Source organism: Thermus parvatiensis (assembly GCF_001535545.1).
GTDB lineage: Bacteria > Deinococcota > Deinococci > Deinococcales > Thermaceae > Thermus > Thermus parvatiensis.
The window spans coordinates 304194-327782 of record NZ_CP014141.1; the positions used below are offsets into that span (position 1 = coordinate 304194).

A 23589-nucleotide genomic window follows, 5' to 3' on the forward strand; every position below is an offset into this window, starting at 1 on the left:
AGCCTCCCCAGGTTACCGCTGGAGGAGGGCGTCGGTGCGCCTCGCCATCTCCCGGTCCTTCTCGGTGATCCCGCCCGCGGAGTGGGTCCACCACTCCACCGTCACCCGGCCCCACTCCACGGTGAGGCGGGGGTGGTGGTTTTCCCGCTCGGCCAGGGCCCCCACCCGGTTGGCGAAGTCCAGGGCCTCCCGGAAGTTGGGGAAGGCGAAGGTCTTGACGAGCCGCCTGGGGCTTTCCCGCTCTTCCCAGTCCATGCCTTCCAGGGTAAGGGAAAAGCCCCGGACCCATGGTGTCCGGGGCTTGGTTCTGGTTGCGGGGGCGGGATTTGAACCCGCGACCTTCGGGTTATGAGCCCGACGAGCTACCAGGCTGCTCCACCCCGCGTCGCCATTGATTAATGTAGCAAATCCCCTTGGCCTTTGTCAACCAGGGCCTTAAGGAGGCTTCGCGCGTAGGCCAAGGTGTCCTTTAGGGCCTTTTGGTCCAGGCGGGCGAAGGTGTCCGTGGGCCAGTGCCAGTCTGGGGGCACACCCCCTTCCAGCCGGATCAGGGTGAGGGTGGGAAGGCCCCTTTGCGCCAGGGGGAGGGTGTCAAAGTAGGCCAGGCGGTAGCGCACGGGCCTCGCCCCTGGGGTCTTGCGGGCGGCCTCGAGGAGCGGCCCCCGGTAGGGGACGTAGCGGAGCATCCCCTCCCCCTCGGCGTAGAAGAGCTCCCCCCGGCCCACGTTGTCCAGGTTGAGGACGAGCGTCCCCTCGGGCAGGTGGGGGAGGAGGGCCTTGGCCCCCAAGGCCCCCACCTCCTCGCACCCCGTGAGGGCGAGGCCGAGCCGGAAGCCCGGAGGGGGGTCGGTCTCCAGGAAGAGGGCCGTGGCCACGGCCACGCCGCTTGCGTTGTCGTTGCCCCCCTCCACGTAGGGAGCAGAAAGCTCCCGGTGCAGGAGGAGGGCGGCCTGGAGGAGGAAGTAGAGGCTTAGGGGCCATTTCAGGGGGGTGAGGGCCAAAAGGGGGGAGAGAAGGGCGAGGCAGGCGTTGAGGAGGAAGCTCCTCCGGAAGCCCTTCACCCGCTTGGGGTGGTAGAGGAAGTAGGTCTTGGCCGTGTCCACGTGGGCCATGAGGACAAGGGCCCTTGTTCCCTCCCCCTTCCAGGCAAGGAGGTTTCGCGAGGGGTGGCGGTCCAAAAGCCGCCCCCAGGGCCTCCTGCCTGTGAAGTAGAGGTAGAAGCCCAAGGCCCCCGCCAGGGGGAAAAGGGGAGAGAGGAAGCCGAGGCCCAGGAGGAGGCTTAGGGCCAAAAGCTCGGGGCCATAGCTTGGCATGCCTCGGAAGGGGATCTCCGAGGGCTTAAGGCCCTGCGCCTCCAGGAAGCCCCGGAGCCTGCGGAAAGCCTCGGCCTCGAGGGCCGTGGCGCTTCCCCGGTGGGGGAGCTTAAGGAGCTCCAAGACCTCTTCCAGCGCCTCCACCTTCCCAGCATAATGGCCTCATGTGGGCCTTCCCCGAACGCTTTGAGGGGCGGTACGTGCGCTTGGAGCCCTTAAGCCTCGCCCACCTTCCCGCGCCACTTTGACCCCGAGGTCTACCGCTACCTGAGCCGGGCCTCGAGCCACCCCCCAATGGCCAGCACCCGGCCGTCTTCCGCATAGGGGCCCACCACCTGAAGCCCCACGGGCATCCCCTCCACCCGGGCGAAGGGTAGGGTGAGGGTGGGTACCCCAAGGAGGCTGAAGGGCAGGGTGAGGGTGATGAAGGCCTCCCGGTGGCTCTTCCTCCCTGATTCCAGCTCCACCTCCTCCGTGCCCAAGGGAGGGGCGGGGAGAGGCTGGGCGGGAAGGAGGAGAGCGTCCACGCCCCGCAGGGCCTTGACCAGCTGGAGCCGGAGGGCCTCCCGTTCCGCCACCGCATCCCGGTAGTCCTTTTCCGTGAGGGCAAGCCCCGCCAAAAGGGCCTCCCGTACCTGAGGGGAGAAGCCCTCGGGGTGCTCCTTCAGGGCCTTTTCGTGGATGCGGGCCGCCTCGTAGCGCACCAGGCGGGTGTAGACCTCGTAGACCCCGGGGAGGGGCAAGGCGACTTCCCGCACCTCGGCCCTCAAGGAGGGGAGGTCTTCCAGCAGGCGCTGGAAGGCCTTTCGTACCTCCACCCCGAGCCGCCCTTCCAGGAAGTCCAGCGGCACGCCAAAGGTGGGGTTCTGCGGGCCCTCCAAGGGGATGCTCTCCCCGGCCAGGATCTCCGTGAGGAAGTGGGCGTCCCGCACGCTCCGGGTGAGGGGCCCGGCGTGGTCCGTGGAGCGGGAGAGGGGAAGGGCCCCTTCCAGGCTCACCCGGCCGTAGGAGGGCTTGAAGCCCACCACCCCGTTGAAGCCCGCGGGGATGCGGATGGACCCCCCGGTGTCCGTGCCCAGGGAGGCGAGGCCGATCCCTAAGGCCACGGCCACGGCGCTCCCGCCGCTAGACCCCCCGGCCTGGCGGGTGGGGTCCACGGCGTTCCGCACCGGGCCCGTCCAGGGGTTCTCCCCGGTGATGCCCAGGGCGATCTCGTGCATGTTGGTCTTGGCGAAGAGGAGGGCCCCGGCCTCCCTCAGGCGGCGCACCGCCCTCGCCTCCTCGGGAAGGGGAGGGAGGGGGGCCTTCGTCCCCGCCCGGGTGGGCATCCCCTTCACGGGGAAGAGGTCCTTTATGGTGAGGGGAAGGCCGTGGAGAGGCCCCCGCACCTGGCCCCGCCTGAGCTCCTCCGTGAGGGCCAGGGCCTCCTTGCGGGCGGCCTCCTCGTCCAGGTAGGCGAGGGCGTTCCGGTCCTGGAAGGCCTTGGCCCGCTCCAGGGCCTCCTCCAAAAGGGCGATGGGGGTGGTGGCCCCGGTCTCCAGAAGCCGCTTCGCTTCAAGCAGGTCCATGCTCCATTATAAAAGCGCCTTCCGGCTCCTCGGGTAGGGGCTTTCCGGGCCAGGTGTAGGTGAGGACCTCCCGCTCCTTTAGGGCCAGGGCCAAAAGCTCCTCCGTGGGCAGGCGGGCCTCCGTCTCTAGGACCACCTCCAGCCTCGCCCGGGTCACGGGGTGCTTGGGGGCGAAGAGGGTGCAGCACTCCTCGTCGGGGAGGATGGAGGTTTCGTAGGTGCCGATCCTCTGGGCCTCGGCCACGATCTCCTCTTTGTCCCACCCGATGAGGGGCCGGAAGACGGGGAGGGTGGCCGCCTGGTTCACGGCGTGGAGGTTCTCCAGGGTCTGGGAGGCCACCTGGCCTAGGCTGTCCCCGGTGCAAAGGGCGAGGGCCCCTTCTTCCCTGGCGATAGCCTCGGCGATCCTCAGCATGTAGCGGCGGTAGAGGACCACCCGGTAGGCCGTGGGGGCCTCCACGATGATGTGGCGCTGGACCTCGCTGAAGGGGACGAGGTGGAGCCTCAGGCGGTGCTGGAAGCGCGCCAAGCGCTCGGCGAGGGCCTTGGCCTTCTCCCGGCTCGCCCCCGAGAGGAGGGGGAAGGGGTGGAAGTGGACGAGGACCACCTCCGCCCCCCGGCGCATGAGGCGGTAGGCGGCCACGGGAGAGTCTATCCCCCCGGAGAGGAGGGCCACCACCCGCCCCGAGACCCCGGGGGAAGGCCCCCGGGGCCCGGGTGGCGCTCCACCTCCAGGAGGGCCGCCCCGGGGAGCACCCGCACCACGAACTCCCGCTCCGCCCCCTTGAGCCGCACCTGGGCGCCCGTTTTCCCCTTCACGAAGGCCCCGAGGGCCCGTTCTATCTCCGGGGAGGTGAGGGGAAACGCCTTGTCGGAGCGCTTGGCGGTGATGCGGAAGCTCCCGAAGGCCTGGCCTTCCAGGGCCTTTTCTAGGGCGGCCTTCAGGGCCTCGAGGTCGGGCGGGGTCCTGTAGACCCGGGCGAAGCTTTCCACCCCCAGGGTGTCCTGGAGGCGGGCCTTGGCCTCGGACCAGGCCTCCTCGGGGAGGCGGAAGAGGAGGGCCATGGGCCACTCCCCCTCGAGGGCCACCCCCAGGCCCTTTAGGGCCCGCCGCACGTGGGCCTTGGCCCGCTTGAGGAAGAAGGGGCGGTTTTTCCCCTTAAGGGCGAGCTCGTGGAAGAGTTGCACGAGAAGCAGGGTTTCCATGACGTCCTTTCTAGGGGCAAAGCCCCTTGACTGCGAGGAAGAGCCGGCTGCAAAGGGAGCCTTGCCTCGCGGCCGCCTTAAGCTCCTCGGGCCGGCCGAAGCGGAAGGCCGCGTAGTAGGTCTTGCCCGGCTTGGGCTCGGGGAGGCGGGGCCTTCCCAGAAGCTTTCCCTCGTAGACCCAAAGCTCCAGGGTGTAGCCGGGCCGCTCCTCCACGCCGAAGGCTATGGGCCCGGCCTCGGCCACCTCCGCGCCGAGCTTCTCCCGGGCGACCCTTAAGGCGGCCTCCTCCAGGGTCTCCTCCCCCTCGAGGCTCACCGCGGGAAGCCCCCAGGCCCCGGCGAACTCGGGGTCGTCCTGGGGGCGGAGGACGAGGAGGAGCCCTTCCTCGCCCCAAGCGGCCAGGGCCACGGAGCGCTTCCTGGGCATCCCGGCGCGCACTTTCTTAGGCTAGCAGGATTGGGGCCGAGGCGCAAATTCCGGCCGCGCTATAGGGGGGCTTCCTTGCGGATCCAGGCGATGAGGGCCTCCGCCGCCACCAAGTTGGTGGCCAGGGGCACCCCGTGCACGTTGCAGACCCGCATCAGGGCCTGGACGTCCGGTTCGTGGGGCTTGGCGGTCAAGGGGTCCTGGAGGAAGACCACCGCCAACACCTTTCCCTCGGCCACCCGGGCCCCGATCTGCAGGTCCCCGCCCAAGGGACCGGAGAGCACCCGCTCCACGGCAAGGCCCGTGGCCTCCTGGATGCGGGCCCCCGTGGTCCCCGTGGCGAGTAGGGGGTAGCGGGCCAGGACGTCCTTGTGCCGCAGGCAAAAGGCCACCATCTCGTCCTTCTTGGCGTCGTGGGCGATGAGGGCCAGGGCCTTCATGGGCATATTGTAGGCTTGGGGCATGGGGCGCGCGCTTTGGGGTTTTGGAGGTCCGCAGGTTGGCTTCGCCACACGGGACGCCCAGGCTGGGGCTTGGGGGAGACCCCACCGCGGCGAAAGCCGGGGTGGGGCGCTTAGGGCCGGGAACAGGGGTGGGAGGTAGCCCATGGCCCTCACCTTCCGCGAAGCCCAGGAGGAGGTGGACGCCTGGATCTCCTCGTTCCGGGAGGGCTACTTCCCGCCCCTCCTGATGCTCGCCCGTCTTGCGGAGGAGCTCGGCGAGCTTGCCCGGGTCCTGGCCCACCGTCACGGCAAGACGCCGAAGCCGGGGGAGGCGGAGGGGGACCTCGCTGAGGAGCTCGGCGACCTGCTCTTCGTCCTCATCTCCCTGGCGAACCGGGAGGGGGTGGACCTCGAGGCCGCCTTCCGCCGGGTCATGGCCAAGTACCGGGCCCGGGACCGCTCGCGCTGGACCCCTAAGGATGGCGGCTAGGGCCCTCCTCCTCGCCTTGGGGCCCTGCGGCGGGGCTTGGCCTCGGGCGCTTCGCCTACGCCTTGGTCCTGCCCCTGATGCAGGCCGTCTGGGGGCTCTCCTATGCGGAGGCGGGCTTCCTCGGGAGCGCCAACACCCTGGGCTACTTCCTCGGGGCCCTCTCCAGCCCCCTGGTGTGGGGCCGGGTGGGTTACCGCCTGGGCTTCTACGGGGCCCTCCTCCTCCAGGGGCCGGTCCTCGCCCTCACCGGGACGGGGTACCTCCCCGCCCTCCTCCTCCGGTTCGTCCAGGGGGTGCTCGGGGCCTGGATCTTCGTGGGCGGGGCCGCCCTCCTCATGGCCTTGGGCCGCTCGGGCCGGGCGCTTGGCGCCTACTACGGGGGCGTGGGGCTCGGGCTTCTCCTGGGGCCTTGGCTCCTCCTTGCCGTCCAGGACCCCGCCGTGGCCTGGGTCCGGCTGGGGCTTGGCGCCGGGGCCCTGGGGCTCTTTGCCCTTCCCGCCCTTCCCCTCCTCCAAGAGCCCCCGCCCCCGGTAAGGGGGAAGGGGGACCTCGGGCCCGTCCGTGCCCTCCTCTGGGCCTACGGCCTCTACGGGGCGGGGTACATCGGCTACATGACCTTCGTCACCACGGCGGTGGGCGACTGGGCCCTTCTCTTCGGCCTTTTGGGCGTGGGGGCGCTTTTCACCGGCCTTTTCTGGGGGCCCTGGGTGGAGCGGGTGGGGGGAAGGCGGGGGCTTGTGCACGTCCTTTCCCTGCTCTTCCTCGGGAGCCTCCCGCCCCTCGCCCTCCACCTCCTCCCCTTGAGCGCCTTCCTCTTCGGCCTTTCCTTCCTCGGGGTGATCACCGCCATCACCCAGGCCTTCCGGGCGGTCCTGCCGCCTCCGGCCTGGCCCCGGGCCATGGGGCTTTCCACCGCCGCCTTCGCCCTGGGGCAGGCCTTAGGCCCGGGGCTTTCCGGCCTGGCGGCCGAGGCCGTGGGCTCGGGGGTGGGGGCCCTTTGGGCCTCGGCTGGGCTCCTTCTGCTCGCCCTGGGGGTGGCTTGGCTCAGCCGGCCCTGAGGCCCAGGACGAGGCCGCCCACGAAGCTCGCGCCGAAGGGGAGGTTGTAGGTGAGGGTGGCGAGGAGCCTGTCCCAAAGGTTTTGGAGGGCGGGCTGTTGCAAAAGGGGCTCCACGTCCCGCTGGATCCGGGTCCAGTCCACCTCCACGTAGCCCGCCTGGGCCAGGAGCTGGAGGGCCACGAAGAGGAGGCCGAGGGCGATGGCCAGAAGCCGCCCCACCTTCTTCAGGGCGTAGCCCACGGCGTAGCCGGCGAGGCCGCCAAAGGTGATCTGGCCCAGGTAGGGGGTGAGGTCGGGTAGCTCCACGGTTCCCACCCTAGCGCGGGGAGGGCGGCGGGGCAAGCGCCCTTTTGCGCCCGGGCCGTTAGGCGCCCTCTAGGCCAAGGAGGCGGGCCTCCTGCTTCATGGCCTCGAGGACGAAGGCCATGTGCTCTTCCAGGGGCACCCCGAGCTCCTCGGCCCCAAGCCGGATCTCCTCCCGGTTCACCCCCTTGGCGAAGGCCTTGTCCTTGAACTTCTTCTTGAGGCTGGGGAGCTCCAGGCCCAGGATGGACCGGTCCGGCCGTACGTACACCGCGGCGGTGATGAGGCCCGTGAGCTCGTCCACGGCGAAGAGGGCCTTGGCCATGCGGGTTCTGCGGGGGGTGCCGGTGTAGCTGGCGTGGCCCAGGATGGCCTCGAGGACCTCCTCGGGGTAGCCCAGGCGCCTAAGCTCCTCCACGGCCCTGTAGGGATGCTCCTCGGGGTACTTCTCGTAGTCCATGTCGTGGAGGACGCCGGCGATGGCCCAAAGCTCCTCGTCCTCCCCATAGCGGCGGGCGTAGGCCCGCATGGCCACCTCCACCGCCCGCATGTGCCGTCTCAGGGAGGCGCTTTCCGTCCAGGCCTCCATGAGGGCGAGGGCTTCCTCAAAGCTCGGCATGCCCTAAAGTATATCCATGCGCATCGGCTACGGCGAGGACAGCCACCGCCTGGAGGAGGGGAGGCCGCTTTACCTCTGCGGCCTCCTCATTCCAAGCCCCGTGGGGGCCCTGGCCCACTCCGATGGGGACGCCGCCCTCCACGCCCTCACCGACGCCCTCCTTTCCGCCTACGGCCTTGGGGACATCGGCCTCCTCTTCCCCGACACCGACCCCCGCTGGCGGGGCGAACGGAGCGAGGTCTTTCTCCGGGAGGCCCTCCGCCTCGTGGAAGCCCGGGGGGGGAGGCTGGTTCAGGCAAGCCTTGTTCTCATCCTGGACCGGCCTAAGCTCGACCCCTACCGCGAGGCCATGGTGGAGAACCTCGCCCGCCTCCTAGGCCTTCCCCAGGACCGCATCGGCCTCACCTTCAAGACCTCGGAGGGCCTGGCGCCTTCCCACGTCCAGGCCCGGGCGGTGGTGCTTTTGGATGGTTGAGGCCCTGGTCTGGCTCGGCACCCTGGTCTTCGCCGCCACCGGGGCCCTCAAGGGGGTGGAGAAGGGGTTTGACCTTCTCGGGGTCCTGGTCCTGGCCACGGTGACCGCGGTGGGGGGTGGGTCCATCCGGGACGTCCTGGTGGGCACCCTGCCCCCCACCGCCCTGAGGAACGAGCCCCTTCTCTGGAGCGTGGTCCTGGTGGGGCTTCTGGTCTTCCGCTTCCACCCCCGGGTGCAGGCCCTCGGGCCCCTCATCTACTACCTGGACACCCTAGGCCTTGGCCTCTTCGCCGCCTTGGGGGCGGAGCGGGGCCTGCAGGCGGGGCTTGGGCCCTTCGGGGTGGCCTTGGCGGGCACCCTCTCTGGGGTGGGGGGCGGGGTCTTAAGGGACGTGCTCTCGGGGGAGGTGCCTGGGATTCTCTACCGGGCGGGGGACCTCTACGCCTCGGCGGCCCTCCTCGGGGCCTGGGTGGTCTATCTGGCCTACCCCTTGGGGCCGGGCCTGGCCCTCTTCCTGGGCGCCGGGACCACCATGGCCCTCCGCCTCTTCGGCCGGAGGCTTGGCCTGAGGCTCCCCACCCCGAGGGGATAGACTCAGGGCATGGACCTTACCCACTTCAAGGATGGGAAGCCCCACATGGTGGACGTGACGGAAAAGGACAAGACCTTCCGCACCGCCACCGCCGAGGCCTTCGTGGAGCTTACGGAGGAGGCCCTTTCCGCCCTGGAAAAGGGCGGGGTGGGGAAGGGAGACCCCCTTTTCGTGGCCCAGCTCGCCGGGATCATGGCCGCCAAGAGGACGGCGGACCTCATCCCCCTCTGCCACCCCTTGCCCCTCACCGGGGTGGAGGTCAAGGTGGAGCTCCTTAAGGAGGCGAGGCGCGTGCGCGTGGAGGCCACGGCGAAGACCAAGGCGGAAACGGGGGTGGAGATGGAGGCCATGACCGCCTGCGCTGTCGCCGCCCTCACCGTGTACGACATGCTCAAGGCGGCCTCCAAGGGGCTTGTAATCTCTAAGGTCCAGCTCCTCCACAAGGCGGGGGGTAAGAGCGGGGAGTGGCGCAGGGAGGAATAGTCCTACCCCAGGGGTGTATTCTGAGGATATGCGGATCGCCATCGCCTTAACCAAGGAGGGGGAGCGGGTCTACCCCGGCCCCTTCGGCCACGCCCCCCGGTACGCCATCTACGAGGTGGGGCCCGAGGAGGAACTCCGGCTTTTGGAAATCCGGGAAAACCCCTACGCCAAGGAGCACGGGGAGGAGAAGCACGCCAAGATGCGGGAACTCCTCAAGGACGTGGCCCTCAAAGTGGGGGCCCGCTTCGGCCACGGGGGCTCTTTGGGGGCTTTTCCCGTGGCCGACCGGGTGGAGGTGGGGGCGGTCTCCCTGGAAGAGGCCCTCTCCCGCCTCAAGGAGAGAAGTAGCGCTTAAGGAGCTCCCGGGCCTCGGGGGGAGGAGGGTCTTCTCCAGGTAGACCTCCACCCCCCGGCGCACCTTCTCCGGGGGCTGGCCCCCAGGCCAGGGGGAGGGGAGGGCGGCCTTGTCCCCGTCCTCTCCTTCGCCCAAAAGCCCCACTTCCGGCCCTTGGGCCTGGGTGGGGGTGAGGCTGCCCTCTTTCTCCCCCAGGGCGCCCCCCGCGTTGGGCCCCCGCCTCGAGGCCTGGGGCAAAGGCGTCTCCTGGCCTCCTCCGTCCTCCCTAGGGGGGGCTTCCGCAGGCCCGGCCTCTTCCCCCGGGCTTCCGGTCCCGGGGAGGGCCCGGGCGGGGGCGCCTTCCTTAGGCCGGGCGGGGCTTGGGCCCTCGGCCTGGGGGGCGCCTTCCCCGGGAGCTTCCGAGGGGGCGCCCTGCTCCCTCCCCTGCGAAGGGGCGGCCTGCTCCTCGCCCTCCGAGGGAGCGGCCTGGCCTTCGCTCTTCGCCCCGCTCTGGGCCGCCTCTTTCCCGGCGGCCCCGTCTTGGGCCTGGTCTTCCCGGGATAGGGGGGCCACCCTTTCCGCCCCGGCGGGGCTGGGGAAGGGGAGGGGGGCGGGCCTCGCCAGGTGGAACCCTAAGGCAAGAAAGAGCGCCAGCCCGTAGGCCAGGAGGAGGCCCCAGGGGAAGGGGGGAAGCCTCGCCGGGACCCTCCTTGCCTCGGCCCAAAGCCTTTCCTCCCCGTAGGCCAAGGCCGTGGGGTAAGCGAGGCTTATCCGGGCGATCTCCCTTAGGGCCCTACCCTCCAAGAGGCGGCTTGGAACCAGAAGCCCCAAGGGAGAAAGGAGGGCGAAAAGCGGATGGAGAAGCCCAAGGAGGGCAAGGAGCGTGGCAAGGAGAAAGCGGTACCGCCAGGCGAGGCGGCCCGCGTAAGCGCGGTGGAAGCCGGGGCCCACAAGGGCATTTTAGGCCTTGGAAGGAGGCTTTAAAGCGGACCTTGCGCCTCGAGGGCCTGGGCCAGATACGCCTTCACCAAGGCGCGGAAAAGCTTCGTGTGCGCCCCCTGGTTGAGCTTGAGATGCACCAGCTCGTGGACGATCACCTCCCGACGGAACGCCGCCGGCTGGCGAAACAGCTCAGCGTTCAAGGTAAGCCGTCCCCGGGTGGAGACGCTGGCCCATTTGCGCTTCATGGGGCGCACATGCACCTCGCGCAGGCGGTCTTCCACGCCGATGCGGCGGGCCCAGGCCCACACCTCGGCGACCAGGACGTCGCGGCTGACCGCCTCTTGCAGGGGAGAAGTGGGCCTCATGCGGCGGCCCTCCTTAGCAGGGTGAGTAGCTCGTCGGCCCAGGCCACCACCTCGCGGATGCCGTGATCGATGAGGACTTTGTAAAGCGCCCTGCGCAGGTCACCTTCCTGGCGCGTGCTCACCGTCCAGTGGGGATATTGCCGAAAGAGGGGGTCGACAGCGGTTGCGATGGCCTGGGCCCGATCCGCCGCCAGCCCTTTCTGCACCCGCAGCCACCAGGCCACGGCAAAGGCCTCGGGCGACAGGTGGCTTTGGCGGCGCTCTTCTTCGGCCTCGCCCAGGCTTTGCACCAGGGCTTCCAGTTCGGCCAGGGCCTGCCGGCTGTTCACTTGGCGCTCCTCGAAGGCGCGGCGGATGGCCTCGGCCCGCTCCCCGATGGGGATGAGGTAGGGCGCTTCCCGCCCCTTGGCCTCCACCAGGTGGTGGAGGGCCCTGAGCAGATTGAAGACCTTGACCGTGTCGGGGGCGTCTTTGCTCCCGAGGGCGAGCAGGGCCGCTATGTCAAGGACGTGGGTTTCCGTGAGTTCCCCCACCCCGGGGGTAGCTGTGTGCTTCTGGACGATCTCCGCCGTCTTGCGCAGGAAGGACTTGTCCACCGGAACATGGGGCTCGTAGGCGCTCCGCAACAGCCGGTAAATTTCCACCAGGGTCTGGTAGTCCTCGAGGTAAGGCCGCAAGAAGGCGTCGGGGGAGAGGATCTCGTAGACCTCTTCCAGCTCGCGGAAGTAGGCGTAAAAGGCCTCCCGCTCCTCCCTGTCCCGGAAGTGCTCTAAGACCGCTTCCGCCGCCTTGTCGCCGCCTTGGCCCCGGACAAGGGGGAAATAGGCCTGCCGCCCCCTTTCCATCAGGCGGGCAAAGTGCTCCTTGAGCACCTCCAAGCCCTCAACCACCCCCTCCACGTCCTGGGAGTCAAAGGCCAAGGCCCGCTCCAAGTTGGCGAAAACCCCCACGAAGTCCACGATGAGCCCATTCGTCTTGCGCCGCCCTTGTTCGTCCTCGTAGGGGCGGTTGACCCGGGCGATGGCCTGGAGGAGCACGTGGTCCCGCATGGGCTTGTCCAGGTACATGCAGTAGAGGATGGGGGCATCGTAGCCGGTGAGAAGCTTTTCCGTGACGATGAGGATCTGGGGGTTCTCGTCCGGTCTGCGAAACGTTTTGCGCACCTGCGCTTCTTCCTCGTCCGTCAGGTGGTAACGGCGCAAGGCAGGCGGGTCGTTATGCCCACGGCTGATGACCACCTGGCTCATCTCCTGCGGCAGGTAGCGGTCCAGGGCCTCCTTATAGAGGGCGCAGGCCTCGCGGTCCACCGCCACCAGGAAGGCCTTGTAACCCATGGGCTGGACGTACTTACGGAAGTGCTCGGCCACGAAGCGGGCGATCTTGTCCACCCGCTCCCGGTTCTTGAGCATGTTTTTGAGGGTGACGGCCCGGTCCAAGACCCGGTTGATCTCCTCAATGTCGGCCACACCCTCCAGCTCAGCAGCGGCCCAAAACTCCCGCTCCATGGTCTCCCGGTCCACCACCAGGTCGTTGGGGGCCATCTGGTAGTAGAGGGGCACGGTGGTGCCGTCGGCGATGGACTCCCGGATGGAGTACTTGTCCAGGTAGCCCCTAGGGTCCTCCCCGCCAAAGACCTTGAAGGTGCCTTTGCCGTGGGCGCTTTTGTCAATGGGGGTGCCGGTGAAGCCGATGAAGGTGGCGTTAGGCAGGGCGCCCATCAGGTAGTTGCCCAAATCCCCCCGGTGGAGCGGTGGGCCTCGTCCACCAGCACAAAGATGTTGGAACGGGTATTGAGGTTGGCGTCCGCGTCGTCAAACTTGTGAATCATGGTGACGATGAGGCCCCGGGTGTCGTTCTTTAGGAGCTGGCGGAGGTGGCGCTTGCTCTTGGCCTCGTGCACGTGGCCGAAGCCCACGGCCTCGAGGTTCTGGAAAAGCTGCTGCTGGAGCTCGTTCCGGTCCACCACCAAAAGCACGGTGGGGTTTTGAAAGTGGGGGTCCTCCAAAAGGCGCTTGGCCACGGTGAGCATGGTGTAGGTCTTGCCCGAGCCCTGGGTGTGCCAGACGAGGCCGCGGCGCTTTTTGAGGTCCTGGCAGCGGGCGAGGACTTTCTCCACAGCCCGCATCTGGTGGGGGCGGAGGACCGCCTTGGAAAGCTCCCCGTCCTTGCGCACAAAAAGGATGTAGTCGCGAAGCACGCTAAGGAGCCGGCTTGGGGCCACGAAGGTCTTGACCAGGGTTTCAAAATCCCCCGCCGCCTCGTCCCGCCAGTTGAGGAGGGCCTTCCGGCTGAGGTTCCAGGTGGGGCCGTAGAAGAACTGCACCAGGTGGGTGAGGGCGAAAAGCTGGGCCAGGGCCATGAGCTCGGGACCCTCTTCATGGTAGCGCCGAATCTGGTCCCAAGCCTCGGTGATACCCTCCTCTTTGGTGGCGGCCTTGGTCTCCACCACCACCACGGGGATGCCGTTCACCAAGAGGACCACATCGGCCCGGATGCGAAAGCGGCCGTTGGTGAAGCGGAACTCGTCGGTGATGTGGAAGGTGTTGACCTCCGGGCGCTCCGTGTCCAAAAGGCGCAGGTTCTTCTCCCGGCGCTCGGCCTCCACGAAGACCGTCTTCAGGCCCTTCAGCCACTCCCAGGCCTGGAGGTTGCCCTCGATGCTGGGCATGACACGGGTCAGCCGCCCGGCGACTTCCTCCGCCTTCACCGCGTCATCCACCACGCCGGGGTTGAGCCGCTGGAGTTGCCGGATCAGGACCTCGTGCAGCACGATGCCTGTCTCGCCCCGCCGCAGGCGTAGGGCCTCATCCGGCGGGAGGTACGTCCAGCCGGCCTCCACGGCGTAGCGGATGAGGGGGTTCTGCACTGCGCCGCGTTCACCGCCGAGAGGCATCACGTCACTCCCTTCGTCTCGGGCATGGGCAGGTCCTTTACACGCATTTTGCCGGTCATGAGAAGGTGGAGCAATGTCTTGTACAAGGTATCTAGGGCCTGCAATCGAGCTTCCTCGGCCTCGATCTTGCGGTCCACCTCGCGTAGCATGCAGGCAATTTCGCGTTGTTCGGAAGGAGGGGGGAATGGGATGGGGACACGTTCCAACAGGGCTTTACCCAAAACTCCTTCCTCGCCCTCCCTTAGCCTGCTTCAAGAGTTCTTGGGTGACTTCATAGTTGAGCAGGCGAACCAGGCCCCTCAGGAGCAGGTACGGACCATCCCTCTCGCTGGGCAGCCCCAGCTTGCCCCCGAGCTGCAAAAGAAACCCCTTGAACGGATCCCCCAACCGCTCAACTTCCCAAAGGAACACCGCCAGCCCCAGCAAAACCGCCACCACCTTCCGGATCCGGGCAAGCCCCCGCACCTGGAAGGTCTCAAGCCCCAGCCCCGTCTTCAAAAGCCGGAAGAACCGCTCCACCTCCCACCGCCTGCGGTACGCCTCCACCACCTGCGCCGCCTCCTCCCTCCCCCTCACCGGCAAGCTGGTCAGTAGCCACCACTCCCCACGCCGCCCCAGGGCTGGCACCCGGCAGACCACCAGGTGGAGCCGCCTCCCCTCCACCTCCACCTCCCTCCATCCGAAGTGGAGCCGCACCCGCTGGTACCTGCCCCCTACCCTCAGCTCCACCTCCTCCCCACAGGGAAGGGCCAGGGAAGAAGCCACCTTCGCCAGAGAACCCCCCTCCCCAAGCTTCCGGTCCCGGTAGACCCGCACCACGAACTCCTCCCCCAGGGCCAGCACCTGCCCAAACACCTTCCGGTCGTCAAACCCCCGGTCCGCCACATACACCAGCCTCCTGCCCACGCCCCCCAATCGCTCCCGGGCCGCCTCAATGGCTCCCTCCACCTCCTTGGGCAGGCTGGCAAACCCCCTCTCCCCGTAGGCCACCAGGTGGGCGTACCCCAGGGCCAGCCGCCCCGCGGGGTCCAACCCCAGGGCGGTGAGGAGCTCGTACCCGGGCCGCCTATCCTTCCCCACCCGGGCTATCCCCTCCAGGGCCCGGGCATAGGGCTTGGCCACCGGGCTCAGGTCCAGGAGGACCAGAACCTCCTCACCCTCCAGAGCAGTCGCGCTCTCCTGATAGACCCGGTCAAGGAGGGCTTCTGCCTCCACCCGTGGGTTGGACAGGAAGCGGTAAAGGGCTTTGGCCTGGTGGAAGCGGTTCTGGAGGGGAGAAGGGAGCGAGGCCACCATCTCGCTCACCCGGGCTGAGCCTGCGGCCAAGGCGCCCCGCACCACCTCTTCAAACCGTCGGTGGAGGCGCTTATCGGGGGAAAACGCTCGCAAAACGGCCCGTGAACTCCTGGAGCCTGGCCTCGGCCACCTTGAGCATGTCCATGGATCACCCCCGGTACCAGATACGGGCTGCGCCCGCAAGGGGAGATTTACCACGAAACGGAGATGTGGGTAAAGTCCTGGTTCCAAGTTTGTTTTGCTTAGAATCGGAATGGTAGTCATCCTGGCAAAAGACTCTAATAGTGGTACCTCGTGCATTATTGCGTAGGCGACGAACCAGTTATCTGCTTTTTGACAAATCACAGCATTAATTTGCTGATTTGAAGCAGCAACTTCCGCATCTACAACACCGACTTTCCCAATGTAGCCAATACAACTGACGAGCACCGCACCTTTAGGAAGGGCCTTCGCCTCTCGGAGTCCCTCCTCCGTGATAGAACGCTGGGCAACTCGAACTGGCCCACCTTTCAGGTCGACTGGAGTTATGAAAGGAATTGAACCATTCCAGTACTCCGGACAAGAAGTAGACGGTGTACGCCCCGTGATGACCTTACCGATGTCACCCAGCCTCACTACCCGCCAGTGGGCTGGAATAGGACCAATTTCCGTCTCCTTCAACGGCACCCGCTCGGCCTCTTCCACCGGCACCGGGCCGTAGGTGAACAAGTACCGCATGAGGCTTTTCTTTAGTTCTCTCGTGGCGATAATGACTTTTTCGGTCGCTTCTTTAGCTCGTTGGATCGTCCGAAGAACATGCGCGATTGCGCGCTGCTCATTTAGCGGCGGAAATGGAACCAGAAAAGACGCAAGTCGTGACTTTGAAAGGTTAGGAATGGTAGTCCTGTTTCCAGCACCACTGTAGAGATTCAGCAAAGTCCAGGCTGCCTGCATCCAGTACATGTAGAAAGCCGGCTCAACATCAGCACTCCTTGATCGAAGTCGGTGCAGATGGTTCTGAAACAAACACAGGGGCAACTGTCCTTCCCACATGGCCGTTCGCCCAATATCACCACCCTCGCAGACAAGAAGGTCTCCTGGTCGTAAAGCAAGACGCTTCACTTCATCATCGTCGAAATCCATGTAGTCCAGTTTTGTGATGTCGATGCGACCCCAATAAACGTTGGCCGTACGCAAGAATGGCCTTAAGCTCTGACCCCTTCGATGTTTGGGGGAAAGCGCTTTACCCTGTTGGATCTCGAACAAATCTCCAACCCGTACCACCTGCCACTCTTCGGGCAGGCGCCCAATCTCAGTGAACCTGAAATCCTCGGGAGGTCCGCCGTTGCCTCCGCTACCGTTTCCACCGTCTGGTACCTCCCATCCCCAGGAACTCCAGGATCCTCTGCAGCTCGCGGTCGGCGGCCGCCCGTTCCTCCTCCGCCTCCTGCAGCCGCAGAACCGCTTCCTCCAGCGAAAGGACCTCCTCGCCGCCGTTTTGGGCCACGTACCGGCTCGGCGAGAGGTTGTAGTCGTTGCGGGCGGCCTCCTCGAGGGAGATGATCGCGGAAAGCCCTTCCTCAGCCGTCCAGCCGTGGTAAACAGCGGCGATGCGCTCCACGTGCTCCTCGCCGAGGTAGTTCTTTGGCCGGCCCTTCAGGAACAGCTGCGAGGCGTTGACCAACAGGATCTCGCGCGGGTGCCTCTTGGCCTTGTTGATCACCAGGATGATCCCGGGCGCCGTCGTGTTGTAGAAGAGGTTTTCTGGGAGCAGGATCACAGCTTCAATCAGGTCCCGCTCGACGAAGGCCTTACGAATGTCCCGCTCCCGGCTGGAACCCTGGCTGCCGCTGCCCCGGCTCACCGCGCCGGTGTCCAAAACCACTGCCATGCGGCCGCCGTCCTTGAGGGAGGCGTACATGTGCTGGAGCCAGCCCCAGTCGGCGGTGGAAGCTGGCGGAATGCCGAAGGCAAAGCGTTCGTAGGGGTCGTTCTCGTAGACGTCGGTGGGGAACTCCTGGTTCCACATGGGGTTGGCCACCACCAGGTCGAAGGTCTGGAGACGGCCGGCGTTGTCTCGGAAGGCTGGCTGGCGCATGGTGTCGCCCAGGCGGATGTCGGCCTCCATGTCGTGGATGACGGCGTTCATGCGGGCCATGGCGAAGGTGGTGGGGTTGATCTCCTGGCCGAAGAGGCGCAAAGGCGCGTGTTGGGAGGGCAGGCGACGGTGGCCATTTTGTTCCACGCCGTGCGTTTCCAGCAGGCGCAGGTGGCACTTGATGAGGAGCCCCCCTGAGCCGCAGGCCGGGTCGTACACCGTCATGCCCGGTTGGGGCTCCAGGATGCGGGCCATGAGCACGGCCACCTCGCGGGGGGTGTAGAACTCGCCGGCGCTTTGGCCCTGGCCCTCGGCGAACTTGCGCAAAAGGTACTCGTAGGCCCGGCCCAGGATGTCGGGCTCCACATCGTCCAGGCCCAGGCGGTGGCGGGAGAGCACCTCCACCAGTCGGGCGAGGTATTCGTCGGGGACGATGCGCTGCCCGGCGGTGGTGGCGTTGAAATCCACAATGTCGATGACGCCCTGCAGGCGGGGGTTTTCGCGGGCCACGGCGCGCACCGCGTCGGTCAGGTGCTGCCCCAGGCCGGTGGTGCGGCGGCGGATGTGGGGCCAGCGGGCCGCTTCGGGGATGTAAAAGCGCACCGACCCGCGGCCTGCAGCGATGATCCCCCGCTCCCGCTCGTCTTCAACGATGTGCGCGGCCACCTCAGGACTGCCGTATACCTGGGCCAGGCGGGCCAGTTCGTCCTCGAAGACATCCGAAAGCCGCTTGAGGAAGATGAGGGGCAGGATGTAGTCCTTGAATTTGGGCGCATCCACCGGGCCGCGGATGGCGCAGGCGGCCTCCCAAAGCCAGTTTTCCAGCGTGGAAATGTCCAAAGGCATAGCGCTCTTACCCCCCTGATCCCGCTTTTGGCGCTTCCCAAAGGTGCGCCGGGCCCAAAAACGGGGCTAAAGCCATACCCCTTATTTTAAGGGGCTACTCCAGGTACAGGGCCAAAGCGCTCACCACGGGCCGGGGGCTTCCCTGGTAGGGGCTTCGCAAGGCGCCCCGCACCCAAAGCTGGGCCGAGCCGCCCCCGTCCATCCGGAGGGCGTTCCAGGCCCCCAAGGAGAGGAGGGCCCGGGCCAAAACACCCGGGGTGGTGGGCTCGGAGACCACAAGCCAAAGCCTCCCCTCCCGGGTCCAGGCCACCGCCGCCTGGAGGGCCACGGCCTGAAGGGGTCTCGGGTCCTTGAAGTTCTCCTTGGCGGGGTCGTAGGCGTACCGGCCCTCCTTGAGGAGGAGGGGGCCTCCCTCCAGGGCGTAGCGGAAAGGGGGGTCCAGCCTGGCGTAGAGGCTTAACCGGTCCCCCACGGCGAGGGGAAAGGGGGGGCTTCCCTTGGGGAAGCTAAGGGCCCAAAGCCCTGGGGGAAGCTCGGCGGGGGCGGGAAGGATGGCCTTCACCCGGTCCCCTTCCACCAGGGCCACCGCCTCCCCTTCCCGGCCCACCAGGCCCGGCACCGTGTGGGCGGTGTAGCGGGCCCTCGAGGCGTTCACCCCCACCCGGGCCCTCTCCCCCCTGGGCCCCACCACCTCGGCCACGAACTGGGGAAAGCCCAGGAAGAAGGAAAACCCGTCCCAAAGGAGGGCCACCCGCCCGTAGGGGTAGGCCACCGTCACCCCGTCCTGGACCCAAAGGCCGATGGGCGTCCCGGTCTTCGGGTCAAAGTACCCCCCGTTCAGGACGGCGAGGGCCCCCGGGGCTAGGTCCCTGGGCAAAGCCCGCTTTCCCGGGGTGCCCACGGGGAGGAGCCTTCCCCGTTCCGCCTCCACCAGGTAAAGCCTCAGGGGCTCGGGGGTGAAGCCGTAGACCTCCCGGTAGCGCACCCCGGGGGCCAGAACCTCCTCCACCTCGGGGGCGAGGAGGTAGAGGTCCAGGACCAGGCGGGGGGGGTCCTCGAGGGGAAAAAGGCGGTAGTAGAGCTGGCCCCGTTCCGCCCTCAAGGCGAGCTCGGTGGCCTCGGGAAGAAAGCGGACCCTGGCCTTTAGGCCTGGGGGCCAGGGGGCCTTGAGGAGGTCCGGGGCGAGGTAGGGCAGGTAGAGGGTGGCCCCCGCCTTACCCCGCTCTTCCCGAGGCTCGGCCGGGTAGGGGGCGGGCAAGTCCAGGACCACCCGGAGGCCTTTGGGCTTCTCCCCGAAGCGCACCCCCGCCTCGGGCACCCGGAAGTGGCCCAGGGCCTTTAGGGCCTCCAAGGGAAAGAGGCCCTCTTGGGGCGGGGGGAGCTCCGCCCCAAGGGGCTCGGCCCAGCCCACCCCGGGGACGTAGACGAAGCGCTTCCCGCCCCCCTGGTACACCCAGGCCCCCCCTTCCTCCCGGAAGGTGAGCCCCAGCTTTTCCACGGGAAGGAGGGTTTGGCCCAGGGCGAGGCCAAAAAAGAGGAGGAGGGCGAACCGCCTCATCCTCCTAGGAAACCAAATCTTTCTGAGAAGCGGATGGAGCCTTATACCCTTTTCCCGAGCTTCCTTGGCCCAGCCAGCCCGAGGAAGCCCTTTGCCGGGGCCCCCATGCTGGCGCAAGCCAGCATGGGGTGGTATTACCCCTTGACCACGATGAGGGGCCTGAGGCGGGCCACCTTTTTCCCGATCCCCGCCCCCTCCACCGCCTCCACCACCAAGGAGACGTCCTTGTAGGCCTCGGGCATCTCCTCGTCCACCGTAGCCCGGGTGGCGGCCCGCACCAGGATGCCCCTTTCTGCGAGCTCCTTCACCAGGTTCCGCTCCCGGGCCACCTTTTTGGCCTGGTGGCGGCTCATCTTGCGCCCGGCCCCGTGGCAGCTGCTCCCGAAGGAAACCGCCATGGCCTTCTCCGTCCCCGCGAGGACGTAGGAGTAGCGACCCATGTCCCCGGGCACCAGGACCGGCTGCCCCACCCGGCGGTACTCCTCGGGGACCTCCGGGTGGCCGGGGCCGAAGGCCCGCGTGGCCCCCTTGCGGTGGACGAGGACCCGCCTACCCCTGTGCTCTTCAAACTTGGCGTTGTTGTGGGCGAGGTCGTAGAGGACCCTGAGCCCGTGGTCCCTGGGGGTAAAGCCCACCTTCTCAAAGGCCTCCCGCACGAAGTGGGCGATGAGCTGGCGGTTGGCGAAGGCGAAGTTGGCGGCGGCGGCCATGGCCTGGAGGTAGTCCTGGCCCTCGGGGCTTTTGATGGGGGCCGCCGCCAGCTGCTTGTCCACAAGCTCAATGCCGTAGCGGGGGGCCACCTTAAGGAAGCGCTCCACGTAGTCCTGGCAGACCTGGTGGCCTAGGCCCCGGCTTCCCGTGTGGATGAGGACGGTGATCTGGCCCTTGAAGAGCCCGTAGGCCTCGGCGGCCTCAAGGTCGTAGACCTCGTCCACGTACTGCACCTCGAGGAAGTGGTTCCCGCTTCCTAAGGTGCCGATCTGGGGCGCCCCCCGCTCAAAGGCCCTTTCCGACACTTTGTCGGGGTTGGCCCAGGGAAGACGGCCTTGGGACTCAATGAAGCGCACGTCCTCGGGGTAGCCGTACCCCCGCTTCACGAGCCAGCCCGCCCCCTCCTTGAGGATCTCCTTGAGCTCCCGCTTGCTAAAGCGCACGTCCCTTCTTTCGCTTCCCACCCCCGAGGGGACGAGGCGGTAGAGGGTGTCGGCGAGCTCCTTCTGGCGGGGGAGGAGGTCTTCTAGGGTGAGGTGGGAGGCGAGGAGGCGGACCCCGCAGTTGGAGACCACGAACCCCTCGGCCACGAAGTTGTGGTCCGGGTGGGCCATGGAAAGGTCGTAAACCCTGCCCCCATAGGGCACCCGCTCCACGGCCACCACCCGGTCAAAGAGCATCCCCGGGTTGGCGGCCACGAACTCGGGGAAGGTGGAAAAGCCCTGGGGCCGGAAAGCGCCCCGCTTCTCATAAAGCGTCCGCTCCGCGAAGCGGCGGGAGACCCCAAGCCGGTGGGCGATGGCCGCCACCTTCTCGCCGGCCTCCCGCAGGGCCAAAACCTCCGCGGCCATAGCCTCCCTCCGAGCCAGGTGGGCCTGTTTCAGGCGGAGGTAAAGGGCGGCGAGAAGGGCGAGGCGCGCCTTCTTAGGAGCGTAGGCGTAGCCCACCTCCTCGTAGAGCCGGGCGAGGTTCTCCGGGGTGGAGCGAAGGATGAGCTTGAAGCGGTGAGAAGGGTCCTCGGGTTCCTCCCAGTCGGCTTCCTCGCGAAGGTCCTGGACCTCGAGGCCCAAGGAGGCCACCAGGCGGGCCAGGTCCTCCATGAAGGCCCGCCCTTCCTCCAGGAAACTTCGGCGCTTGGACTGGGAAAGCACCGGAGGGATCAGGTTGTACCCGTGGCCGCTTACGGCCTTGGGCGCGGAAAGCTCTGCCCGAAAAGGCCTGCGAGGAAGTTCGCCTTAAGCCAGGGGGGAAGGGCAAAGAGCCAAGCGGGCAGTCTGAAGCCCTGCTTGGCCTTGGCCCCCTCGGGGAGGCCGAGGGCACGGAAGAGGAGGAAGAGGGCACGAGAGGACACCTTCAGACCCGCCTCCACCGCGTCAAAGGTTCGCCCCCGGAAGGTGTGGTTGCGGCGGCGCAAGTAGGGTCCCCCTGCCCGGAACCCCAGACGTTCCAGGTCGGCTTTGGCCTCCCGCAACCCCTCCTCCTCCCCGTAGAGGACCAGGTAGGCCCGCCCCCCGGAGCGGTAGAGGGTGCCGTCCCCCAGGGCGTAGCCCAGGAGGCGGAGGATGGCCGGAAGGTGGGGATGGTCCGCCCGAAGGGGGAGAAGGCCCCGCGCCCGGAGCTCCCGGGGCGCCTGGGGAAAGCCGAGGGTTCGGGCCCAGGCCTCCGCTTCCTCCTCCTCGAGGAGGGATAGGGGTGGAGGGGGCTCGTAGGGAAGGCCCCGGAAGGGGTGGACCGCCACCCGGTCCCCCGGCCCCAGGGTGCCCGCAGGCCGCATCCCCTCAGGGGTATAGAGGGGGTGGTCCGGGGTCGCCTCCAGGACAAACCCGCCCTCTGTGCGGAGCCTAAGGAGTTCCTCCGCTTCCCGTGAAAGGAGAAGCGCCGCCTGGGCCGCTTCCGGGCGCTCCCCAAGCCGCCACACCACCAGGTTGGGGGCTCTTTCCTCCGCCAGCTCCTCTATGGGGCGGGTGTACCCGTCGCGGAAGAGGATCCGGGTTCCCGGAGGCAGGCAGTTGATGTCAAACCCTACGCCGCCCGGGCTCACCACCCCGCCCTCCTCCGGGTCAAAGGCCGCCACTCCCCCGATGGGGAAGCCGTAGCCCCAGTGGATGTCGGGCATGGCCAGGGCGGGCTCCACGATGCCCGGGAGGGTGGCCACGTTCATGAGCTGCTGCAAGGAGGCGAAGTTTTCCGCCTCGAGGTCCTTCAAAATCGCCTCGGAGGCGAAAAAGACGGCGTCCACCCGCATCTTCCCCTGCCGGGGGATGCGGTAGGTGTAAGGGGCGATCTTCTCAAAGAACATAAGGCCCTCCTCTAAAAACAACGTCCGGGCCAACCGGCCCGGGCTTACCCTTAAGCTAAGCTCGTATGCGTTATGCGTCAAGGCTTGCGCCTGAGGGCAAGGAGAAAGCCCCGGGCGCGCCCGGGGCCTCGGCTGGAGCCGGTGGCCGGATTTGAACCGGCGGCCTACCGCTTACGAGGCGGTTGCTCTACCGCTGAGCTACACCGGCCCGCCCCTAGAGAGTGTAAACCAAGGGGCCACTTCCCGCAACCGGTGCCCCTCTGGTAGAGTGGGGGGCATGGACCTGCTCTACACCTTGGTCATCCTCTTTTACCTGGGCGTGGCCGGGCTATTGGTCTACCTCGTGCTGGTGCAGGAGCCCAAGCAGGGAGCCGGGGACCTCATGGGGGGCTCGGCCGATCTTTTCTCCGCCCGGGGCGTGACGGGAGGGCTCTACCGCCTCACGGTGATCCTGGGGGTGGTCTTCGCGGCCCTGGCCTTGGTCATCGGCCTCTGGCCCCGTTGACAAAGCGGGCCCTCCCCGGTACCATGGGCGTTGCCTGGGGCCGTGGCGCAGTTGGGAGCGCGCCTCAATGGCATTGAGGAGGTCAGGGGTTCGAATCCCCTCGGCTCCACCAAAACACCCCCCGCAAGGGGGGTTTTAGCTTGCGGTTACGCCCCCGCTGGTCTATAGTGGAAGACCGGTAGGGCCCGGGGGCCCGGCAGAGGTGTGGCATGTTCGCGATCGTGAAGACTGGCGGCAAACAGTACCGGGTAGAGCCCGGCCTTAAGCTTCGGGTGGAGAAGCTGGACGCGGAGCCCGGGGCCACCGTGGAGCTTCCCGTCCTCCTCCTGGGCGGGGAGAAGACCGTGGTGGGCACCCCGGTGGTGGAGGGGGCCAGCGTGGTGGCCGAGGTGCTGGGCCACGGCCGGGGCAAGAAGATCCTCGTCTCCAAGTTCAAGGCCAAGGTCCTGTACCGCAGGAAGAAGGGCCACCGCCAGCCCTACACCGAGCTCCTCATCAAGGAGATCCGGGGGTGAGGCATGGCGCATAAAAAGGGTCTAGGTTCCACGAAGAACGGCCGCGACTCCCAGGCCAAGCGTCTTGGGGTCAAGCGGTACGAGGGCCAGGTGGTCCGGGCGGGCAACATCCTGGTGCGCCAGCGGGGCACCAGGTTCAAGCCCGGCAAGAACGTGGGCATGGGCCGGGACTTCACCCTCTTCGCCCTGGTGGACGGGGTGGTGGAGTTCCAGGACCGGGGCCGTCTCGGCCGGTACGTTCACGTGCGCCCCTTGGCCTAAGCGGGCGTA

At 67.5% G+C, this 23589-nt stretch carries 23 protein-coding genes, 3 tRNA genes and 7 pseudogenes; 12 read left to right on the plus strand and 21 right to left on the minus strand.

Annotated features, from left to right (window positions below):
• Nucleotides 1-12 precede the first annotated feature (12 nt).
• The 3 genes from AV541_RS01700 to AV541_RS01710 all read right to left on the minus strand — a co-directional run bounded on the left by AV541_RS01700 (nucleotide 13) and on the right by AV541_RS01710 (nucleotide 1457).
• Complete coding sequence (locus AV541_RS01700; protein WP_060384103.1) at nucleotides 13-255, minus strand: 4a-hydroxytetrahydrobiopterin dehydratase; 243 nt, start codon at nucleotides 253-255, stop codon at nucleotides 13-15.
• Nucleotides 256-308: 53 nt separating this feature from the next.
• Nucleotides 309-385, minus strand: a tRNA-Met gene (locus tag AV541_RS01705).
• A 10-nt stretch (nucleotides 386-395) separates the two neighbouring features.
• Complete coding sequence (locus tag AV541_RS01710) at nucleotides 396-1457, minus strand: M28 family metallopeptidase (protein ID WP_060384104.1); 1062 nt, start codon at nucleotides 1455-1457, stop codon at nucleotides 396-398.
• 20 nt (nucleotides 1458-1477) lie between these two features.
• Between AV541_RS01710 and AV541_RS11925 the strand changes: the two are divergent.
• A pseudogene (locus AV541_RS11925) lies at nucleotides 1478-1604 on the plus strand (GNAT family N-acetyltransferase); the annotation flags it as partial.
• Here AV541_RS11925 and AV541_RS01715 read toward each other — a convergent pair.
• The 4 genes and pseudogenes from AV541_RS01715 to mgsA all read right to left on the minus strand — a co-directional run bounded on the left by AV541_RS01715 (nucleotide 1577) and on the right by mgsA (nucleotide 4954).
• Nucleotides 1577-2881 (minus strand): amidase, encoded by a 1305-nt coding sequence (locus AV541_RS01715; RefSeq protein WP_060384105.1) that lies wholly within the window; start codon nucleotides 2879-2881, stop codon nucleotides 1577-1579. The pseudogene AV541_RS11925 and the gene AV541_RS01715 overlap by 28 nt on opposite strands.
• Nucleotides 2868-4087: pseudogene (gene thiI, locus AV541_RS01720) on the minus strand (tRNA uracil 4-sulfurtransferase ThiI). Before thiI ends, AV541_RS01715 begins: the two are co-directional and overlap by 14 nt.
• Nucleotides 4088-4097: 10 nt before the next feature.
• Nucleotides 4098-4514, minus strand: coding sequence for an NUDIX hydrolase (locus AV541_RS01725; RefSeq protein ID WP_008633730.1), 417 nt, complete (start codon nucleotides 4512-4514; stop codon nucleotides 4098-4100).
• Nucleotides 4515-4573: 59 nt separating this feature from the next.
• On the minus strand, nucleotides 4574-4954 hold the full coding sequence (gene mgsA, locus AV541_RS01730) for a methylglyoxal synthase (protein WP_008633728.1): 381 nt from the start codon (nucleotides 4952-4954) through the stop codon (nucleotides 4574-4576).
• Nucleotides 4955-5120: 166 nt separating this feature from the next.
• On the opposite strand from mgsA, the gene AV541_RS01735 reads away from it, so the two are divergent.
• Nucleotides 5121-5447, plus strand: a complete 327-nt coding sequence (locus AV541_RS01735) for a nucleotide pyrophosphohydrolase (RefSeq protein WP_008633725.1) — start codon at nucleotides 5121-5123, stop codon at nucleotides 5445-5447.
• Nucleotides 5437-6505 (plus strand): annotated as a pseudogene (locus AV541_RS01740) (YbfB/YjiJ family MFS transporter). The gene AV541_RS01735 and the pseudogene AV541_RS01740 overlap by 11 nt, the downstream one beginning before the upstream one ends.
• On the opposite strand, the gene AV541_RS01745 reads toward AV541_RS01740, so the two are convergent.
• Complete coding sequence (locus tag AV541_RS01745; RefSeq protein WP_038035626.1) at nucleotides 6492-6812, minus strand: FUN14 domain-containing protein; 321 nt, start codon at nucleotides 6810-6812, stop codon at nucleotides 6492-6494. The pseudogene AV541_RS01740 and the gene AV541_RS01745 sit on opposite strands and share 14 nt — an antisense overlap.
• 58 nt (nucleotides 6813-6870) lie before the next feature.
• A complete protein-coding gene (locus tag AV541_RS01750) occupies nucleotides 6871-7428 on the minus strand; it encodes an HD domain-containing protein (protein ID WP_014630273.1) in 558 nt (185 codons plus the stop codon).
• Between the two features lie 16 nt (nucleotides 7429-7444).
• On the opposite strand from AV541_RS01750, the gene ispF reads away from it, so the two are divergent.
• The 5 genes from ispF (at nucleotide 7445) to AV541_RS12980 (ending at nucleotide 10296) form a co-directional block, all read left to right on the plus strand.
• On the plus strand, nucleotides 7445-7903 hold the full coding sequence (ispF, locus tag AV541_RS01755; protein WP_060384106.1) for a 2-C-methyl-D-erythritol 2,4-cyclodiphosphate synthase: 459 nt from the start codon (nucleotides 7445-7447) through the stop codon (nucleotides 7901-7903).
• On the plus strand, nucleotides 7896-8495 hold the full coding sequence (locus tag AV541_RS01760) for a trimeric intracellular cation channel family protein (RefSeq protein WP_008633717.1): 600 nt from the start codon (nucleotides 7896-7898) through the stop codon (nucleotides 8493-8495). The genes ispF and AV541_RS01760 overlap by 8 nt, the downstream gene beginning before the upstream one ends.
• Before the next feature lie 9 nt (nucleotides 8496-8504).
• Nucleotides 8505-8978 (plus strand): cyclic pyranopterin monophosphate synthase MoaC, encoded by a 474-nt coding sequence (moaC, locus tag AV541_RS01765; RefSeq protein WP_008633715.1) that lies wholly within the window; start codon nucleotides 8505-8507, stop codon nucleotides 8976-8978.
• A gap of 28 nt (nucleotides 8979-9006) precedes the next feature.
• The gene (locus AV541_RS01770; protein ID WP_008633714.1) at nucleotides 9007-9333 is read left to right on the plus strand and encodes a NifB/NifX family molybdenum-iron cluster-binding protein; all 327 of its coding nucleotides are present in this window, start codon (nucleotides 9007-9009) and stop codon (nucleotides 9331-9333) included.
• A gap of 834 nt (nucleotides 9334-10167) precedes the next feature.
• Complete coding sequence (locus tag AV541_RS12980) at nucleotides 10168-10296, plus strand: hypothetical protein (RefSeq protein ID WP_276325498.1); 129 nt, start codon at nucleotides 10168-10170, stop codon at nucleotides 10294-10296.
• On the opposite strand, the gene AV541_RS01780 is transcribed toward AV541_RS12980, so the two are convergent.
• The 12 genes and pseudogenes from AV541_RS01780 to AV541_RS01815 all read right to left on the minus strand — a co-directional run bounded on the left by AV541_RS01780 (nucleotide 10293) and on the right by AV541_RS01815 (nucleotide 22507).
• The gene (locus AV541_RS01780; protein WP_008633701.1) at nucleotides 10293-10619 is read right to left on the minus strand and encodes a M48 metallopeptidase family protein; all 327 of its coding nucleotides are present in this window, start codon (nucleotides 10617-10619) and stop codon (nucleotides 10293-10295) included. The genes AV541_RS12980 and AV541_RS01780 overlap by 4 nt on opposite strands.
• Entirely contained in the window at nucleotides 10616-12160 is a 1545-nt protein-coding gene (locus tag AV541_RS11930) for a type I restriction enzyme subunit R domain-containing protein (protein WP_420855388.1), read from the minus strand. The genes AV541_RS01780 and AV541_RS11930 overlap by 4 nt, the downstream gene beginning before the upstream one ends.
• Nucleotides 12158-13512 (minus strand): annotated as a pseudogene (locus AV541_RS11935) (type I restriction endonuclease subunit R); the annotation flags it as partial. The gene AV541_RS11930 and the pseudogene AV541_RS11935, both read right to left, overlap by 3 nt.
• The gene (locus AV541_RS11940) at nucleotides 13512-13649 is read right to left on the minus strand and encodes a restriction endonuclease subunit S (protein ID WP_238530149.1); all 138 of its coding nucleotides are present in this window, start codon (nucleotides 13647-13649) and stop codon (nucleotides 13512-13514) included. The pseudogene AV541_RS11935 and the gene AV541_RS11940, both read right to left, overlap by 1 nt.
• Before the next feature lie 15 nt (nucleotides 13650-13664).
• Nucleotides 13665-13733: pseudogene (locus tag AV541_RS13465) on the minus strand (hypothetical protein); the annotation flags it as partial.
• On the minus strand, nucleotides 13726-14850 hold the full coding sequence (locus AV541_RS11945) for a transposase (protein ID WP_008632315.1): 1125 nt from the start codon (nucleotides 14848-14850) through the stop codon (nucleotides 13726-13728). The gene AV541_RS11945 and the pseudogene AV541_RS13465, both read right to left, overlap by 8 nt.
• A 243-nt stretch (nucleotides 14851-15093) precedes the next feature.
• Nucleotides 15094-16071 (minus strand): annotated as a pseudogene (locus tag AV541_RS13470) (restriction endonuclease subunit S); the annotation flags it as partial.
• Nucleotides 16072-16141: 70 nt separating this feature from the next.
• Nucleotides 16142-17731 (minus strand): type I restriction-modification system subunit M, encoded by a 1590-nt coding sequence (locus AV541_RS01800; protein ID WP_008633588.1) that lies wholly within the window; start codon nucleotides 17729-17731, stop codon nucleotides 16142-16144.
• Nucleotides 17732-17825: 94 nt separating this feature from the next.
• Nucleotides 17826-19289, minus strand: a complete 1464-nt coding sequence (locus tag AV541_RS01805; protein ID WP_060384107.1) for a phosphodiester glycosidase family protein — start codon at nucleotides 19287-19289, stop codon at nucleotides 17826-17828.
• Nucleotides 19290-19423: 134 nt separating this feature from the next.
• A complete protein-coding gene (locus AV541_RS11950; RefSeq protein WP_338064764.1) occupies nucleotides 19424-21100 on the minus strand; it encodes an RtcB family protein in 1677 nt (558 codons plus the stop codon).
• A gap of 743 nt (nucleotides 21101-21843) precedes the next feature.
• Nucleotides 21844-22299, minus strand: a pseudogene (locus AV541_RS13300) (RtcB family protein); the annotation flags it as partial.
• Between the two features lie 133 nt (nucleotides 22300-22432).
• Nucleotides 22433-22507: transfer RNA gene (locus tag AV541_RS01815), tRNA-Thr, on the minus strand.
• A 69-nt stretch (nucleotides 22508-22576) separates the two neighbouring features.
• Here AV541_RS01815 and secG point away from each other — a divergent pair.
• The 4 genes from secG to rpmA all read left to right on the plus strand — a co-directional run bounded on the left by secG (nucleotide 22577) and on the right by rpmA (nucleotide 23580).
• Nucleotides 22577-22804, plus strand: coding sequence for a preprotein translocase subunit SecG (gene secG, locus AV541_RS01820; protein ID WP_008633583.1), 228 nt, complete (start codon nucleotides 22577-22579; stop codon nucleotides 22802-22804).
• Between the two features lie 36 nt (nucleotides 22805-22840).
• Nucleotides 22841-22916, plus strand: a tRNA-Ala gene (locus tag AV541_RS01825).
• 97 nt (nucleotides 22917-23013) lie between these two features.
• Nucleotides 23014-23319: a 50S ribosomal protein L21 gene (gene rplU / locus AV541_RS01830; protein WP_060384108.1), complete on the plus strand. Its 306-nt coding sequence runs from the start codon at nucleotides 23014-23016 to the stop codon at nucleotides 23317-23319.
• A gap of 3 nt (nucleotides 23320-23322) precedes the next feature.
• Nucleotides 23323-23580, plus strand: a complete 258-nt coding sequence (gene rpmA / locus AV541_RS01835) for a 50S ribosomal protein L27 (RefSeq protein ID WP_008633580.1) — start codon at nucleotides 23323-23325, stop codon at nucleotides 23578-23580.
• Nucleotides 23581-23589 lie beyond the last annotated feature (9 nt).